Origin of the sequence: Methylobacterium sp. E-046 (genome assembly GCF_022829625.1) — a bacterium.
GTDB lineage: Bacteria > Pseudomonadota > Alphaproteobacteria > Rhizobiales > Beijerinckiaceae > Methylobacterium > Methylobacterium longum.
In genome coordinates this window covers 15,431-30,906 of sequence record NZ_JAKSYP010000060.1, presented here as the reverse complement: position 1 = coordinate 30,906, position 15,476 = coordinate 15,431, and the positions used below count along the sequence as shown (strand labels likewise).

Genomic DNA, 15,476 nt, shown 5'->3' with positions numbered 1-15,476 from the left:
TGGTTCAGAGGACGACCGCGCTGCGCTCCAGCGCGGTCAGGATGCGGCGCTCGGCCTGGGCGACGTGCGCGCGCACGAGGCGCCGCGCCCCGCGCCCGTCGCGGTGCTGCACGGCGTCGATGATGGCGGCGTGCTCGTCCACCAGCTGCGCCGGATCGCGCCCGCGGATGCCGTCGAGGCTGACCCGCACGAGCCGGTCGGCCTGCTCGACGAGGTCGCGCACGGTGGCGGCCATGCGCCGGTTGCCCGAGGCTTCGGCCAGGGCGATGTGGAAGGCGCGGTTCTCGGCGATGAAATCGGCTCCCTCGGCGACCGTGCGGAACGCGTCGAGGGCGTCGAGGGCGGCCTGGGGCGCATCGGCCGCCGCCTCCGCCGCGCAGGCCGGCTCCAGCGCGAGGCGCATGCGGAGCAGATCGCGCGCGTCGGAAACCGAAATTGCGTTGATCTGATATCCCTGGCGGGCGTGAACCGTCACGAGCCGCTCGCGCTCCAGGCGGAGCAGCGCCTCACGGACCGGCTGGCGGCTCACGGCGTAGCGCTGGGCCAGCTCCTGCTCGCGCACCTCCGCGCCGGGTCGCAGCGTGCAGGCCAGGATATCGGCGCGGATCGCCGCGTAGATGTTGTCTCGGAGCAGCACGGACGGCCTCTTTCGATGATCCATGCTGCCACTCGTGAAATATCACGTCAACCGGGTTGATGCCGACTGATCGGAATGCGACAGCGGATTGAAACCGCGGATCGGGCGGGCGGGGGAGGTCTGGATGCAATCGATGGTCGCGGATGGACAGGTGGCGCTCGCGGTCTCCGGTGAGGGGCCGCCCCTGGTGCTGCTGCACTCGCTGCTCGCCGACGCGACGAGCTTCGACCGGGTCGCGCCCGGGCTCGGACGGGACTTCCGGATCCTGATCCCCGACCTGCCCGGCTTCGGCGGGTCCGCGCCGGCGCCGGGCGGGCTCGAGGCCGTCGCCGACCGGGTGGCGCAGGCCGTGCGCGAGGCGGCGGACGGGCAGCCCGCGGCCGGTCTCGGCAACGGCTACGGCGGCTTCGTGCTGCTGCTCTGCGCCCTGCGCCATCCCGGCCTGTTCGACCGCCTCGTCCTCGCGGATTGCGGCGCCTGCTTCCCGGAGCCGGGGCGCGAGGCCTTCCGCGGCATGGCGCGGGCGGCGGGCGAGAAGGGGCTCGCGGCGATCGCCGACACCGCGATGCGCCGCCTGTTCGCGCCCGCCTTCCAGGACGCCCATCCGAACCTGATGGCGGAGCGGCGCGCCGCCTTCCTGCGCACCGATCCGGCGGTCTTTCAGGCCGCCTGCGCGGCGCTCGCCGGCCTCGACCTGCGCGGACGCCTGTCCGAGCTGCGCGTCCCCGTCCTCGTGCTGGTCGGCGAGCACGACGAGGCCACCCCGCCCACCATGGGGCGCGAGCTCGCCGCCGGCCTGCCGGAGGCCACGTTCGTCATGGTGCCGGACTGCGCCCACGTCCCGCAGCTTCAGAGCCCCGAGGCCTTCGAGACGGAAGTCAGGGCGTTCCTCCAGGGGCAGGCCGCGCGCCGCTGAGGCGCCCGGAAGGGCCCGCGCGTCACGGGCGCCGGTGGCCTCAGGGGCGTATCGCGGGCGTCTCGACCGGCAGCGGCGCGGCCCGCGTCGCGAGGTAGAGCTCAAGGGCCGTGTAGTCCGGCGCGCCGTCGGGGAACGGTTCCGCCCGCATCCCGGTCAGGCAGTTGCGCAGGCGCCGCTGGAGCGAGCCCAAGGCCTGCCATTCCAGGCGGTAGAGCGGGTAGCCGGTCGGGTGCCCCTGCGGGATGGTCGCCGAGCCGAGGCGGCGCCCCCAATGGTCGTCGTGGCAGATGGCGCAGGACAGGCCGAGTTGTCCCATCCGGCGCGCGAAGAGCGCCCGGCCCGCGGCCCGCGCGGGCTCGAGCCGGGTGTCGCCGGGCGGGGCGATCGGCAGGCCCCGCGACTGCAGGGCCACGAAGGCGGTCAGCGCGAGGATGTCGGGGCTCTCGTGCGGCAGGGGCTCCCCACCCTGCCGCTCGCGCCGGCACTGATCGATCCGGCCCTGGAGGTCGATCGGCCGATGCGTGCGCTCGTCCCAGGCGGGATAGCGCGCCGCCACGCCGCGCATGCCGGCCTCGGCCGTGCCGTGACACCCGGCGCAGGAGGGCTTGCCTGATGCGGGCGGGCGCCCCCACAGCTCGGCCCCGTCGGCGACCGCGAGCATGCCGGGATTGGCGGTGTCGTCCCGCTGCATCGCGCGAAGCTCGGGGCTCATCTGGTCGAAGCCCGAGCGCCGGTCGACCGGGGCCCCATCCCCGGCGCCGGCCGGCGGGCCGCACAGCAGGCACGCGACGAGGGCGAGCGGCTTCACCGTCGAGCGGCGCGGCATCCTCGCCTCAGCCGACCGCGATCGCCGCGGTCTCGGTCTGCTCGAAGCCGTTGTCGCCGCGCCACGTGAAGGTGAAGCCGCCGCTCCGCGTCGCGACCCAGGTGAAGGTCAGGTAGGGGTTGGCCGACGAGGCCGGGAACAGCTCGGCGCGGAAGATCTCATCGCCCTCGAAGCGGCAGACGAACTCGGTCACGATGTTGCGCGCGAGGATGCGTCCGTCGGGGCCCGGGCGGAACCCCGTCTCCATTGGGTGGGAGAGCAGCGTCTTGATCGCCACGACCTCGCCCGGCTTGGCGGTCTTGGGCAGGTTGATCAGGGTGCGGGCCATCCGGTCTCAGCCCTCCAGGCAGGCGGCGAGCGTCACGATCGCGTCGGCGCTGGCGGACCAGTAGGTCCCGTCGCTCATCTCGGCGATCGCGGTGATCCGCTGCGAGTCCGCGAGGCGGATGCGCGTCGCGACCTGCGCGCGCCCGGCCTCCGGCCCCAGGTGGACCGTGACGACGTTCGGCTGCGGGTTCCGCTCGTTGAACACGCCGATCCGGCGGACGTGGTCGGCCGGAATCATCGGGCTCTCGACGCTCACGCTGAGCGGCACCGTGTTGCCGTTCTCCACGAGCGGCGGCAGGTCGAGGGTGACCCGGCCCGGCCGGATCGCGCTGGTGCCCGCGAAGCGCCGGATCGCGGATTCGGTGGTCTCCGTGCGCGGCAGGGGCGCCGCCCCGGCGGGGCGCAGCGCGACGGCGAGGACGGTCCCGGCCGCCCCGGCCAGCACGCGGCGGCGATCCGGACGCTGCGCGGTCATGGCGATTCCTTCGGCTTCGCTTCGGTCGCGGGCTCGCGCAGGGTGGCGAGGAAGGCGACGACGTCCTCGATCTCCCCCGCGTCCAGGATCGGGCGCCCCTGCCACGCCCTGCCGACGCGGTCGAGATTCGTCAGGCTGTAGTAGGATGGCATGATCGTGTCCGGGTTCAACACCCGCCCGTCCACGAGGCGCAGGCGCAACGCCTCCGCGCTCCGGCGGGCGCCGACGCCCGTGAGGTCCGGGGCGAGATTGCCCTGGAACCGCTCCTCGGGGAAGGGGCCCGCGTGGCACAGGAGGCAGAGCCCGCGGGTCCGGTCGGCGACGATCCGGCGCCCGCGCGCCGGATCCCCCGGGTGGCCCGTGAGGGATTCGGGGATCGCGTCGCCGACGATCGCGTCGGGCCGCACGGGTGGACCCACGGCTTCCCCGGCCCGCGCCGCGCCCGGGATCGAGGTCACCAGCGGGATCGCGACGAGGCCGGCGACGAGGCTGGCGACGGGGCCGGAGACGGGGCCGGCGGGCACCCGGCAGCTCACCCGAACGCGTCCCGGGTGATCGTCCGGTACCAGTCCTCGCCCTGCGCCGCCTCCTGCGCGCGCTGGGCGGCCGGCGCGCCCAGCGGGCTCGTGCCGCCCGCCCCCGGGACGTCGGCCAGGAGCCCGTTCGCCGGGTGGAACACGCCGGCGATCGAGATGCCGTAGCCCGGCGCGACGAGGCTGTAGCAGGTGTTGATCAGCTTCGGGGTCTGCGGCGCGCGGCCGGCGAGCAGGTCGAGGACCGCCTGCGCGCAGACCTTGCCCTGGGCGTTGGCCGAGAAGGCCGATTTCGGCATCGCTCCGGCGACCGCCGCGTCGCCGATGACGTGGATGCCGGCGACGCGCTGCGATTCGAACGTCACGGGGTCGATCGGGCACCAGCCGCTGCGGTCGGCGCAGCCGGCCAGCACCGCGATGCGGCCGGCCCGCTGGGGCGGGATGATGCAGGCCACGTCCGCCTTGTACTCGGCGAAGTCGGTGCGCACGACCATCGCGGCCGGGTCGACCGCCGTGACCTGCCCGCCGGAACTCAGCGGCACGTGTTCCAGCACGTCCGGGTAGAGCGTCGCCCACGCCTCCTCGAACAGCTTCTGCTTGGAGAAGGTGTCCTTGGCGTCGAGCAGGATCAGCTTGGCCCGCGGCTTCCGGGTCTTGAGGAAATGCGCGATCAGGCTCGCGCGCTCGTAGGGGCCGGGCGGGCAGCGATAGGGATTGGCGGGCGCCGACAGGACGACGGTCCCGCCCTCCGGCAGGGCCGCGAGCTGGCGCGCCAGCAGCACCGTCTGCGCGCCCGCCTTCCAGGCATGCGGCATGGCGGTGACGGCCTGTGCGTCGTAGCCCGGCACGGCGTCGAAGCGCAGGTCGATGCCCGGCGACAGGATCAGGCGGTCGTAGGGCAGGCTCGCCCCGTCCGCGAGGCTCACCCGGCGCGCATCGGGATCGACCGCGCTCGCGGTGGCGCGCAGCAGCGTCAGGCCGGCCCGGCCGAGCCCGTCATACCCGAAGGTCTGCGCCTCGATCCCCCGCAGGCCCGCGACGACCTCGTTGCTGAACGGGCAGGCCACGTAGGTGGGGGACGCCTCGACGAGGCTCACGGCGGCGCCGCCGCGGGCGAGGTAGCGCGCCGCGGTGGCGCCCCCGAACCCGGCGCCGACGACCACGACGCGCGGGGCGGTGCCGGCGCGCGCCGGGCATGCCAGCACGGTTGCGGCGGCGCCGCCGATCAGGGCGCGCCGGGTCGGCGCGGGCGTCCCTGCCGGTCCGGAGAGCGTTACGCACATCAGGGCGTCCCCCGGCCCGCGAACCACGCGGCGATCGCCCGGCTCTCGGCCTCGTCGAACCCGCGGGCGATGCGGTTCATGATCGTGGCCGGGCGTTCGCCGGAGCGGAAGGCGGCGAGCGCCCCCGCGATCTCGGATTCCGGCCGGCCGTCGAGGGCGCCCATCGCCGCCCCGGCGGCGTGGCAGCCGGTGCAGGACGCGGCGCCGGCCGGCGGACGGATCTCCGCCGGAGGCGGCTCGGCCGCGGGCGCCGCGTTCGCCCCGAGCACGGCGAGCGCGGCGGCCAGCCGAGCGCGGCGGGCGCGGATCATGCCCGGCGCAGGTCCGTGTTCCGGAGCGGCAGCTGGCGCACGCGCTTGCCGGTGGCGGCGAAGACCGCGTTCAGCACGGCGGGCGCCGCCACCGCGATCGTCGGCTCGCCGACCCCGCCCCAGAACCCGCCGGACGGCATGAGGATCGCCTCGACGGCCGGCATCGCGTCCAGGCGCATCACCGGGTAGGTGTCGAAGTTGGTCTGCTCGATCCGCCCGTCCTTCACGGTGCATTCGCCGTAGAGGGCGGCCGACAGCCCGTAGACGAACGAGCCCGCCACCTGCGCGTCGATCTGCTGCGGGTTGACGGCGTGTCCCGGGTCGGTGGCGGCCACGATGCGGTGGATCGTCAGATCGCCCGCGTCGGAAACCGACACCTCCGCGGCGCCCGCCACGTAGCTGCCGAAGCCCATCGTCTGGCACAGGCCGCGGAACACCCCCGCGGGCGGCGCGGTCCGCCAGCCGATCCGCTCCGCCACCGCCTCCAGCACGGCGCGGTGCTTGGGGTGGTTGCCCATCAGCTTCAGCCGGAAATCCAGGGGATCCTGGCCGGCCGCGTGGGCCAGCTCGTCCATGAAGCATTCCAGGTAGATCGCGTTCGGGTTCAGGTTCACGCCGCGCCAGAAGCCCGGGATGATGTGCGGGTTGCGCATCGCGTGATCGACGAGGAGGTTCGGGATCGTGTAGCCGATCGCCGCCTCGGGCCCGCCGGGGTTGAGGCCCTGGAACGTGACGGGGTCGCGGCCGTCGACCATGCGCTGCGGGGCGATCGCCGCCAGGATCGACTGGCCGGAGATGCGCATGTGCAGGCCGGTGAGGGCGCCCTTCTCGTCGAGGGCGGCGCGCAGGCGGCACTGGGTGACCGGATGGTACCGGCCGTGCGTCATGTCCTCCTCGCGGGTCCAGATCAGCTTGATCGGCGTGCCCGGCATCTCCTTGGCGATCAGGACGACCTGATGCACCCAATCGTGGGTGGCACCGCGCCGCCCGAAGCCGCCGCCGAGGTGGATCTTGTAGACGTCGCACTGCGTCGCCGGCAGCCCGGCCGCCTCGGCCGTGGCGGCGAGCGCCGCCTCGCCGTTCTGCGTCGGCGTCCAGACCTCGCAGCGCTCCGGCGTCCACAGCGCGGTCGCGTTCATCGGCTCCAGGGTGGCGTGGTTCTGGAACGGCACCCCGTAGACGGCCTCGACCACCTTGGCGGCGCCCTTCAGCGCGCCCGCCACGTCGCCGGCCTTGTTGCCGATGAAGGCCTGCTCGGCGTCGAGCCCCTCGCGCAGGGTCGCCGCGATGGTCTGGCTCGACACCGCGGCGTTCGGGCCCTCGTCCCAGGTGATCGGCAGGGCGTCGAGGGCGGTCTTGGCGCGCCAGAACGTGTCGGCGACCACCGCCACCGCGCTGTCGCCGACCTGGAGCACGCGGCGGACGCCCGGCATCCCCGCGACGGCCTTCGCGTCGAAGCTCTTCACGGTGCCGCCGACCACCGGGCAGTCGCGGATCGCCGCGTTCAGCAGGTTGGGAAGCTGGATATCGAGGCCGTAGACCTGGCTGCCGTCGAGCTTGGCCAGGGTGTCGAGGCGCTTCAGCGGCTGGCCCGCGATGGTCCAGTCCTTCGGGTCCTTCAGGACCACGTCCTTCGGCGGCTCCATCTTGGCGGCCGCGCCGGCGACGGCGCCGTAGGTGGTGCTGCGCCCCGAGGCGGCATGCGTGATCACGCCCTTCTCGGCCCGGCACGCCTCGGCCGGGACGCCCCAGCCCTTCGCGGCGGCCGCGACCAGCATCATCCGCGCGGCGGCGCCGCCTTTCCGGACGTACTCGTTCGACTCGCGGATCCCGCGGCTGCCGCCGGTGGAGTAGTCGCCCCACACCCGCTTGCGGGCGAGGTTCTGGCCGGGGGTCGGGTACTCGGTCGTGACGCGGGCCCAGTCGCAGCCGAGTTCCTCGGCGACCAGCTGGGCGAGGCCGGTGAGCGTCCCCTGGCCCATCTCGGAGCGGGCGATGCGGATCACCACGGTCTCGTCCGGCCTGACCACCACCCAGGCGTTGACCTCCGGCGCCACGGGAGCCGCCCCGAGGGTCGCGGCGTCCGCGGGGGCGGGGAGGGGGATGTGGAAGCCGAGGGTGAAGATCCCGGCGGCCGCGCCGCCGAGCAGGGAGCGGCGCGAGGGCCGGGAGCTTCGTGCGGTCACGCCCATCGGATCCCTCCTCAACCCCGGCCCGGCCGGCCGCCCTCGGCGGCCAGCTTGATGCCCGCGAGCACGCGGTTGTAGGTGCCGCAGCGGCAGATGTTGGTGATCTCGGCGCGGATCTGCTGCTCGCTCGGGTTCGGGGTCTGTGCGAGCAGCGCCGCCGAGGCCATGATCATGCCCGGCTGGCAGAAGCCGCATTGCGGCACGTCGAGCTGCGCCCAGGCCCGCTGGACCGGATGGTCGGCGCCCGGCGCCAAGCCCTCGATCGTGACGATCTTCTGACCCGGCTCGATCGCCGACAGCGGCAGGGAGCAGGCGCGCACGGCCGCCCCGTCCACATGGACCGTGCAGGCGCCGCACTGCGCGATGCCGCAGCCGTACTTCGTGCCGGTGAGCCCGATCTGCTCGCGGATCACCCACAGGAGCGGCGTATCCGGCTCGGCGTCGACCTCGCGCACCACGCCGTTGACGGTCAGTCGCGCCATCGCATCCTCTCTCTGACGGGCAGCAGGTATACCGTATCCAACGGCCCGAACCGGGGCACAAGGGGCCGGCGATGCCGCGGGGCCTGCAGGCGTGACAGCGCGCCCGGACCGCCCCCTCCGCGGGGGCGGGCGACGGCAGGCGATCCCCGAGGAGGTCCGGCGGGAGCGTTCGAGGGCGGGGTGTTCACCCCGGCCACGGCGGACGGGATCGTGCCGCTCCGGCGCCACCCCGGACCAAGGGGCGCCCTGCCGTCCCGGCCCGCCGCGGCGCCCGGCGCCCGGCGCCCGGCGGACGACCCGCCGCGACCGCCTGTTGCCGATGTCCGGAGATCGCCGTATCGGCGACGATGATGCCCGGCCGCCCCCCTCGCAACGCTCCGTCCGACGGCCTCGTCGCCGAGGTCAGCGCTTCGCTCCCGCTGTTCGAGGACCTTCCCGGCGACACGATCCGGCATCTCTCCGAGGCCGGTTTCGGCCGCGGCTTCCTCACCGCCTCCCTGCGCGCGCGTCTGCGCAAGGCCGGGTTCCGGGACCTCGGCCATCTGGCCGAATCCTCTCCGGACGCGATCGCCGGGGTCAGGAAGTTCGGCCCGGTTCGGGTCGAGCGCGTCCGGGCGTTCATCGTCGACGAGATCGCGCGCTGTCTACCGGGCGGGCGGGCTCTGCACACGCCCGAAGCCACGGGCGCACGCAGGCTCTCCCGCCTGCAGGCGGTGCCGGTCGGACGTCTGCCCCTGGACGCCGCGGCGGTCGCAGCGCTCGGCTTGGAAGGCGGGACCTGCGCCGACATGGCGGGTCGCTCGCGGCGAGAACTCCTCGGGACAGGGGTCGTGACGTCGGGCGAGGTGGATCGCGTCGTCGCGACGCTGGCCCGCTTCCTGGAGGCCGGCAGGCCGTTCACGCCGCCGACGGCCGACGGCGTGGAGGCGCCCCCCGACGCCGCGGCCGTCGCGGCCCATCGGGCCGCCCTGCTGGCGGAGCGGGATCGCGAATGGGAGGACGCCGCTCCGCCCAGGGACCGGCGCTGTCGCGGCAAGCCCCACGCGACCTGAGACCGGCCGTGCCCCCTGAGGCGGCGCCGACCGGGACGGCGGGTCGATCGTCCCGCGGCGCCGGCAGGGACCCGACTGTCCGGCCCGGCGAACCGGACGAGACGCGTCCCGCTGCAATCCAGCGCCCATAGCGGACCGATTTTTCGGGCCGCCGTTCGCGTTTCCGGACGGCTGCAGGATGCCTCGCCTGCCCCCGGGACGGATCGCGCCTTGCGTGACGGACCCACCGCCCGGCCGGGGCGATTCGAGCCAGGACCCGTCGGCGTTCTATATTCCAGAACGATGCGGATATATTTTCCAAGCTTCAGACTCGAAACAATCCTTGCCATGAATGCAGATCTCGTCCGATTATACACGCGGCACCAGCATCGACTCGGACATCTGGTAGCCCACTGCCCTGGCGTTCCGGGATGAGGCCGAGGGAGCGCGCGGATGCAGTGCCGTCTCGACGGCTTCAGGCCCGGCGATCCGGCGATCGCGGAACCGGTGGACTCCGGCGGCGGGCCGGCGGGCACGCGGCCGGAACGGGTCGACAGCCCGATCCTCGGCTGCGGGCCGGCGGGCGTCCGGAACCCCGGCCGGCGGGCCGCCATCATTCCGTCCTCGACGCGCGGGCGATGGGACGCACCGGCCTCGTCGACCGCGACAGGATCTCCTGCCCGGATCCGAAGGCCGGGGACATCGTCGCGCTGCGCGGCATCCGGCGGCCGGCCCGGCACGTCGCGCGTGTGCGGCCCCGCCACGTCCGGGCCGACGTCCTCCTTCGATCGGTTCAGGGTGTAGCGGGCGGAGCAGCGATGAGCACGGAGATCGAGGCCGTCCGGGATGCCCTGCGCGCGCTGCCGCGGCCGGCGGATCTCGCCGCGCGGCGCGCCCGGCTCGACGGTCTCGGCCGTCCCGACGCGCTCCCGCCGGACACCCGCGTCACCCCCGTCGATGCCGACGGAGTGGACCCTCTGCCCGGATGCCGATCCCGGACGCGTCCTCGTCTTCCTCCACGGCGGCGGGTACATGGCGGGATCCCTCGACAGCCATCGCCACGTCGTTGCGCGCGCCGGGCGGCAGGCCCGGGCCCGCACCCTGGCGCTTGCCTATCGCCTCGCCCCCGAACATCCGTTCCCCGCCGCCCTCGAGGACGCGGTCGCAGGCTACAGGTTCGTGCTCAAGCAGGGGATCGCGCCCGAGCGGATCGCCCTCTCGGGGGAGAGCGCGGGCGGCGGCCTCGCCCTCGCCGCCGCCCTGCGCCTGCGCGCGGCGGGAGATCCGCTGCCCGGATGCCTCTGGCTCGCCTCACCCTGGGTCGATCTGGCCCTGCGTGGCGGCAGCCTCAGGACGAAGGCTGCCGCCGATCCCCTGATCCAGCGCCTCTACCTCGCCGAACTCGCGGCGGCCTACCTGGGGGGCGCGGATCCTGAGGACCCGCTGGCCTCGCCCCTGTACGCCGATCTGGTCGGCCTGCCGCCGATGCTGATCCAGGTCGGCTCCGACGAGACGCTCCTCGACGACGCGGTGCGCCTGGCGGGGGCGGCCGGGAGCGCGGGCGTGGACGTCACGCTTCGGATCTGGCCCGCGATGATCCACGCCTGGCACCTGTTCTTCCCGCAACTCGCGGAGGGCCGCGCGGCCCTCGCGGAGGCCGGCAACTTCGTGGATGCCCATCTCGCGCCGGAGGACAGGGCTTGAGCAGGCGCGGGTCGGCCCTGCCCGCGATCCGGCCGCGGCCGGAGGCCCCGGGGCGGATGCCCGGCCCGGGGCGCGGGACAGTGGTTTGGCCGCAGGGCGCGGAATCCGGAACCCACGACATCAGATGTCGCCTTCAATGGCCTGTCGTGACTGCCGACCTTCAGGATTGTCCGCGCTCGCTTGATCCCGAATATAGACCATGCAACGGTGACGATTGATAAACGGCGGGCGGCCGGCGCAGCGACCGTCAGGCCCGGGGCGGCAGGCGAGCGCTGCGGCGCGACCCCGCCGAGAGGTTGGTCCGACAGATGTCCCAGGCCCAGACCGGATCGCCGCAGGCGCAGCCTGTCGGCGCCCTCGAGCCCCCGGGCGGCGGATCCTTGAAGACGCCCGAGGTTGCCACGCAGACCCTGATCGAGGCGATCGAGAGCAGCTCGGAAGGCTTCGCGCTGTTCGATGCCGACGACCGCCTCGTCCTCTGCAACGATCACTTCCGGGACTTCCATCCGGGGCTGGAGGCGGTGATCGGTCCGGGCTCGACCTTCCAGTCCATCGCCCGCGCCGCCGCCGAGACCTGCATCGTTCGCCCGGACGGGGCGACCGTCGCGGCGTGGCTCGCGGAGCGGCTGGCCCGTTTCCACGCCCCGAGCGGTCCGCTCCTGCAGCAGCGGACCGACGGGCGCTGGGTTCAGGTCAACGAGCGCAAGACCAACGACGGCGGCGTCGTCGCCGTCTACACGGACGTGACCGAGATCAAGCGCGCCGAGCAGGTCGTGCGCACGACGCAGGGCCGGCTGAGCTACCTCCTGACCGCATCCCCGTCGATGATCTGCAGCTTCGAGGTGGGCGGGCGGAACGCGCCGACCTTCATCAGCGAGAACGTGCGCGACCTGCTGGGTTACGAGCCGGAGGACTACCTGGCCGGACCGGAATTCTGGCTGGACCGCCTCCATCCCGAGGACCGGGACCGGGTCCTGTCCGAGTTCCCGAACCTGCTCCGGCAGGGACACAACGTGATCGAGTACCGGTTCCTGCGCGCGGACGGCACCTATCGCTGGGTGCGGGACGAGCAGCGCCTCCTGCGCGATGCCGACGGGGAGCCGGTCGAAGTCGTCGAGTCGTGGAGCGACATCACCGTCCGCAAGGAGGCCGAACTCGCGCTGCAGAAGCAGACCGGCTTCGTCGAGCTGCTGCAGGCCGCCGCGACGGCCGCCAACGAGGCGTCCACGGTCGAGGACGCCGTGCGCTTCTGCCTGGATCGCGTGGCGCAACACACCGGCTGGCCCCTCGGCCACGCCTACATGGCGGCCGGCGACGGGAGCGGCACGCTGGTCCCGACCGGCCTCTGGCATTGCGACGCGCCGGAGCGGTTCGCCCGGTTCCGCGCCGCGACGGCCGGGACGCCCCTCGGGGCCGGGGTCGGGCCCGCCGGCCGCGCCCTGCTGTCCGGGGCGCCGGAATGGATCCTCGGCGACCGGGCCGCGCCCGACGATCCCCGGACCGCGGCCGCGGCGGCGGACGGAATCCGGGCGGGCTTCGGGTTTCCCGTGACGGTGGGGCGTGAGGTCGTGGCCGCGCTGGAGTTCTTCGCCTGCGACGCGACCCCGCCGGACCCGGCTCTCCTCAAGGTGATGACCAATATCGGGGCGCAACTGGGCCGGGTGATCGAGCGCCGGCGCGCCGAGGAGACCCTGCGGCAGGCCAAGGAGGCCGCCGAGGATGCGAGCCGCGCCAAGAGCAGCTTCCTGGCCAACATGAGCCACGAGCTGCGCACGCCGCTCAACGCCATCATCGGCTTCACCCGTCTGGTGATGCGGCGGGCCAAGGAGGCCCTGCCGGTGAAGCAGTTCGAGAACCTGGAGAAGATCCTCGCGAGTTCCGAGCACCTGCTCTCGCTGATCAACAGCATCCTCGATCTCGCCAAGGTCGAGGCCGGGCGCATGGAGGTGAAGCCGTCCGAATTCGCCCTCACGCCGGTACTCGACCTCTGCCTGAGGACGGTCGAACCCCTGGTCAAGACCGAGGGCGTGCGCCTCGTCCGGGACGTCGCGGATCCGCCGGCGATGCTCCGCACGGACGAGGAGAAGCTGCGCCAGATCCTCATCAACCTCCTGAGCAACGCGATCAAGTTCACGCAGGCCGGCTCGGTGACGCTCCGCGTCCGCCCCGCCGGCGAGGACATCGCCTTCGCCGTCATCGACACCGGCATCGGCATCCCCGCGGAGGCGCTCTCCGCGATCTTCGAGGAGTTCCACCAGGTCGACAACAGCGCGACCCGGTCCCACAGCGGGACCGGGCTCGGCCTCGCGATCAGCCACCGGCTGGCCCGTCTGCTCGGGGGCCGCATCGAGGTCGAGAGCCGGGAGGGGCGGGGATCGACCTTCACGCTCAGCATCCCGGCGCGGATCGCCGGCGCGCCCGAGAGGGGGCCGAGCCCGCCGAAGCCGGCGCCCGCCCCCGCGACCGCGCCCCGGTCGGGATCCAAGCTCGTGCTCGCGATCGACGACGATCCGAACGTCGTCTACCTGCTGCAGGAGAACCTCGCCGATGCCGGCTACACGGTGGTCGGCGCCTCGAGCGGCCCGGAGGGCCTGCGCATGGCGCGGACGCTGCAGCCGCGCGCGATCACGCTCGACATCATGATGCCCGGCACGGACGGGTGGCAGGTGCTGCACGCCCTCAAGACCGATCCGCAGACCCGCGACATCCCCGTCGTGCTGATCTCGATCGTCGACCAGAAGGAACTCGGCTTCCGGCTCGGCGCCACCGACTACATGGTCAAGCCCTTCGAGCGGGAGGCGCTGATCGGGGCCCTGGCGCGCATCGCCCCCGACAACGAGCGCATCCTGGTGATCGACGACGATCCCAATGTCCCCGACCTCGTCCGCCAGTTGCTGGACCCCGAGCACTGCACCGTCGATTGGGTGGCGGACGGCGCCGCCGGCCTGGAGCGCATCGCGCAGGCCCGACCGAGCGTGATCCTGCTCGACCTGCTCATGCCCCGGATGGATGGCCTGACCTTCCTCGACGCCCTCCAGGCCGACCCGGTGGCGCGGACCATTCCCGTCGTCGTGCTGACCGCCGCCGAACTCGACTCGACCGAGCGCGAGATGCTGCGGGAGCGCGTACTCGGCCTGATCGACAAGCAGGGCCTCGACCGCGCCGCCCTCATCCGGGAGGTTCAGCGCGTGCTTCCCCTTCCGGAACCCGAGGCGGTGGGCGACCGATGACCGGTCCGGAGCGTCGTGCCGGGCCGCCCGCCCGCGCCTGGGACGGCCCATGAAGCGGATTCTCATCGTCGAGGACGTCGCGCTCAATCGCGATCTGCTGACGCAGCTCCTGGAGGAGGATTACGAGCTCGTCATCGCGGTCGACGGCGCCGCGGGCGTGGAGATGGCGGCGGCGCACCGCCCCGATCTGATCCTCATGGACCTGTCGCTGCCCCTCCTCGACGGCTGGGAGGCGACGCGCTGCATCAAGGCGAACGCGACGACGGCGCGCATCCCCGTCGTGGCGATCACCGCCAATGCGATGAGCGGTGACGAGGAGCGGGCGCGGGCGGCCGGCTGCGACGACTTCATGACCAAGCCCATCGACGAGGACGTGCTGTTCGCCACGCTCCACCGGTGGCTCGGCTGAGCGTGGACGGGTCGGCTTCGATCCGGAGAGAGGAAGATCCGTGGAGCCCGCGTGCATCCTCATCGTCGACGACGAGCCCTTCAATCTCGACCTCCTCGAGCAGGAGCTGGAACTGCTCGGGCATACGAGCGTGCGCGCGGCCAACGGCCTCGCCGCCCTCGATCGGCTGAACGAGACCGCGTTCGACCTGGTCCTGCTCGACGTGATGATGCCGGCCCTCGACGGCTACGCCGTCCTCGAACGGATGAAGGCGCACGAGGTCTGGCGCCACACCCCGGTGGTGATGATCTCCGCTCTGATGGAGGTCGGCAGCATCGTCCGGTGCATCGAACTGGGCGCCGAGGACTACCTGCCCAAGCCCTTCGAACCGGTGCTCCTCGAGGCGAGGATCCGATCCTGTCTCGAGAGGAAACGCTTCCGCGACCGGGAGATGGCGCACCTGCGGACCATCGAGCGCGAGCGCAGCCGCGCCGATGAACTTCTCCACGCCATCCTGCCGGTGTCGGCGGTGGCGGAGCTGATGGAGACCGGCCAGGTCAAGCCGCGCCTGTTCGACGACGTCGCGGTGCTGTTCATCGATCTCGTCGGCTTCACGGCTTGGTGCCACCGCCAGACCCCGGAGACGGTCGTGGCCGAGATCCACCGACTGGCGGAGGCGTTCGAGACCGTGGCACAGGCGCACGGGCTGGAGAACATCAAGACGATCGGCGACGCCTTCATGGCCACCGCCAACCTGCTGCGCCCCCACGCGGATCCCGTCGAGGCGGCGATCCGGTGCGCCGGCGACATGGTGGATATCGCGGCGGCGGGCGCGCCGGGCTGGCGGATCCGCGCCGGGATCCACATCGGGTCGGTGGTCGGCGGCATCGTGGGCCGGACCAAGTACACCTTCGATCTCTGGGGAGACACGGTCAACGTCGCCGCGCGCCTCTCGGGCCTCGGGGACGGATGCAGGCTTCACCTGTCGCGCGAGGCCTTCTCACGCTTGGCCGACAAGGGGTCCGCCAGCCCCATCGGGCGGGTCGCGCTCAAGGGGAAAGGCGAGATCGACGTGTACTGCCATGCCTTCGCGCCGCTGACGGTTTAGGTGCGCGACGGCGGGCGACCTCGTCAGGGGCGA

The 15,476-nt window shown here is 73.2% G+C and carries 14 protein-coding genes and 1 pseudogene; 6 read left to right on the top strand and 9 right to left on the bottom strand.

Going from position 1 to position 15,476, the window contains the following annotated elements; translation table 11 throughout:
* Positions 1 to 4: 4 nt before the first annotated feature.
* Entirely contained in the window at positions 5 to 637 is a 633-nt protein-coding gene (locus MKK82_RS03795) for a GntR family transcriptional regulator (RefSeq protein WP_238291214.1), read from the bottom strand.
* A gap of 124 nt (positions 638 to 761) precedes the next feature.
* Between MKK82_RS03795 and MKK82_RS03790 the strand changes: the two genes are divergently transcribed.
* Positions 762 to 1,553 (top strand): alpha/beta fold hydrolase, encoded by a 792-nt coding sequence (locus MKK82_RS03790; RefSeq protein WP_238291215.1) that lies wholly within the window; start codon positions 762 to 764, stop codon positions 1,551 to 1,553.
* 40 nt (positions 1,554 to 1,593) lie between these two features.
* On the opposite strand, the gene soxA is transcribed toward MKK82_RS03790, so the two are convergent.
* Genes soxA through MKK82_RS03750 form a run of 8 tightly spaced genes read right to left on the bottom strand, consistent with a single transcriptional unit; the run spans position 1,594 to position 7,982 of the window.
* Positions 1,594 to 2,382 (bottom strand): sulfur oxidation c-type cytochrome SoxA, encoded by a 789-nt coding sequence (soxA, locus tag MKK82_RS03785; protein WP_243984688.1) that lies wholly within the window; start codon positions 2,380 to 2,382, stop codon positions 1,594 to 1,596.
* Between the two features lie 7 nt (positions 2,383 to 2,389).
* On the bottom strand, positions 2,390 to 2,710 hold the full coding sequence (locus tag MKK82_RS03780) for a thiosulfate oxidation carrier complex protein SoxZ (protein WP_238291217.1): 321 nt from the start codon (positions 2,708 to 2,710) through the stop codon (positions 2,390 to 2,392).
* Positions 2,711 to 2,716: 6 nt separating this feature from the next.
* Complete coding sequence (locus MKK82_RS03775; RefSeq protein WP_238291218.1) at positions 2,717 to 3,184, bottom strand: SoxY-related AACIE arm protein; 468 nt, start codon at positions 3,182 to 3,184, stop codon at positions 2,717 to 2,719.
* Positions 3,181 to 3,708: a sulfur oxidation c-type cytochrome SoxX gene (soxX, locus tag MKK82_RS03770; RefSeq protein WP_373323376.1), complete on the bottom strand. Its 528-nt coding sequence runs from the start codon at positions 3,706 to 3,708 to the stop codon at positions 3,181 to 3,183. Before soxX ends, MKK82_RS03775 begins: the two co-directional genes overlap by 4 nt.
* 8 nt (positions 3,709 to 3,716) lie before the next feature.
* Positions 3,717 to 5,000, bottom strand: coding sequence for an NAD(P)/FAD-dependent oxidoreductase (locus MKK82_RS03765; protein WP_243984687.1), 1,284 nt, complete (start codon positions 4,998 to 5,000; stop codon positions 3,717 to 3,719).
* Entirely contained in the window at positions 5,000 to 5,311 is a 312-nt protein-coding gene (locus tag MKK82_RS03760) for a c-type cytochrome (protein WP_238291220.1), read from the bottom strand. The genes MKK82_RS03765 and MKK82_RS03760 overlap by 1 nt, the downstream gene beginning before the upstream one ends.
* Entirely contained in the window at positions 5,308 to 7,503 is a 2,196-nt protein-coding gene (locus tag MKK82_RS03755; protein WP_238291221.1) for a xanthine dehydrogenase family protein molybdopterin-binding subunit, read from the bottom strand. The genes MKK82_RS03760 and MKK82_RS03755 overlap by 4 nt, the downstream gene beginning before the upstream one ends.
* An 11-nt stretch (positions 7,504 to 7,514) precedes the next feature.
* Entirely contained in the window at positions 7,515 to 7,982 is a 468-nt protein-coding gene (locus MKK82_RS03750) for a (2Fe-2S)-binding protein (protein ID WP_238291222.1), read from the bottom strand.
* A 350-nt stretch (positions 7,983 to 8,332) separates the two neighbouring features.
* Between MKK82_RS03750 and MKK82_RS03745 the strand changes: the two genes are divergently transcribed.
* The 5 genes and pseudogenes from MKK82_RS03745 to MKK82_RS34150 all read left to right on the top strand — a co-directional run bounded on the left by MKK82_RS03745 (position 8,333) and on the right by MKK82_RS34150 (position 15,443).
* Positions 8,333 to 9,034, top strand: coding sequence for a hypothetical protein (locus MKK82_RS03745; RefSeq protein ID WP_238291223.1), 702 nt, complete (start codon positions 8,333 to 8,335; stop codon positions 9,032 to 9,034).
* Positions 9,035 to 9,831: 797 nt separating this feature from the next.
* Positions 9,832 to 10,717 (top strand): annotated as a pseudogene (locus MKK82_RS03740) (alpha/beta hydrolase).
* Positions 10,718 to 11,025: 308 nt separating this feature from the next.
* On the top strand, positions 11,026 to 13,947 hold the full coding sequence (locus MKK82_RS03735; protein WP_243984685.1) for a response regulator: 2,922 nt from the start codon (positions 11,026 to 11,028) through the stop codon (positions 13,945 to 13,947).
* Between the two features lie 49 nt (positions 13,948 to 13,996).
* Positions 13,997 to 14,356 carry a response regulator gene (locus MKK82_RS03730; RefSeq protein ID WP_238291225.1) on the top strand — a complete coding sequence of 120 codons (360 nt, stop codon included), beginning with the start codon at positions 13,997 to 13,999 and terminating at the stop codon, positions 14,354 to 14,356.
* A gap of 40 nt (positions 14,357 to 14,396) precedes the next feature.
* A complete protein-coding gene (locus tag MKK82_RS34150; protein ID WP_238291226.1) occupies positions 14,397 to 15,443 on the top strand; it encodes an adenylate/guanylate cyclase domain-containing protein in 1,047 nt (348 codons plus the stop codon).
* The last annotated feature ends 33 nt before the right edge of the window (positions 15,444 to 15,476 follow it).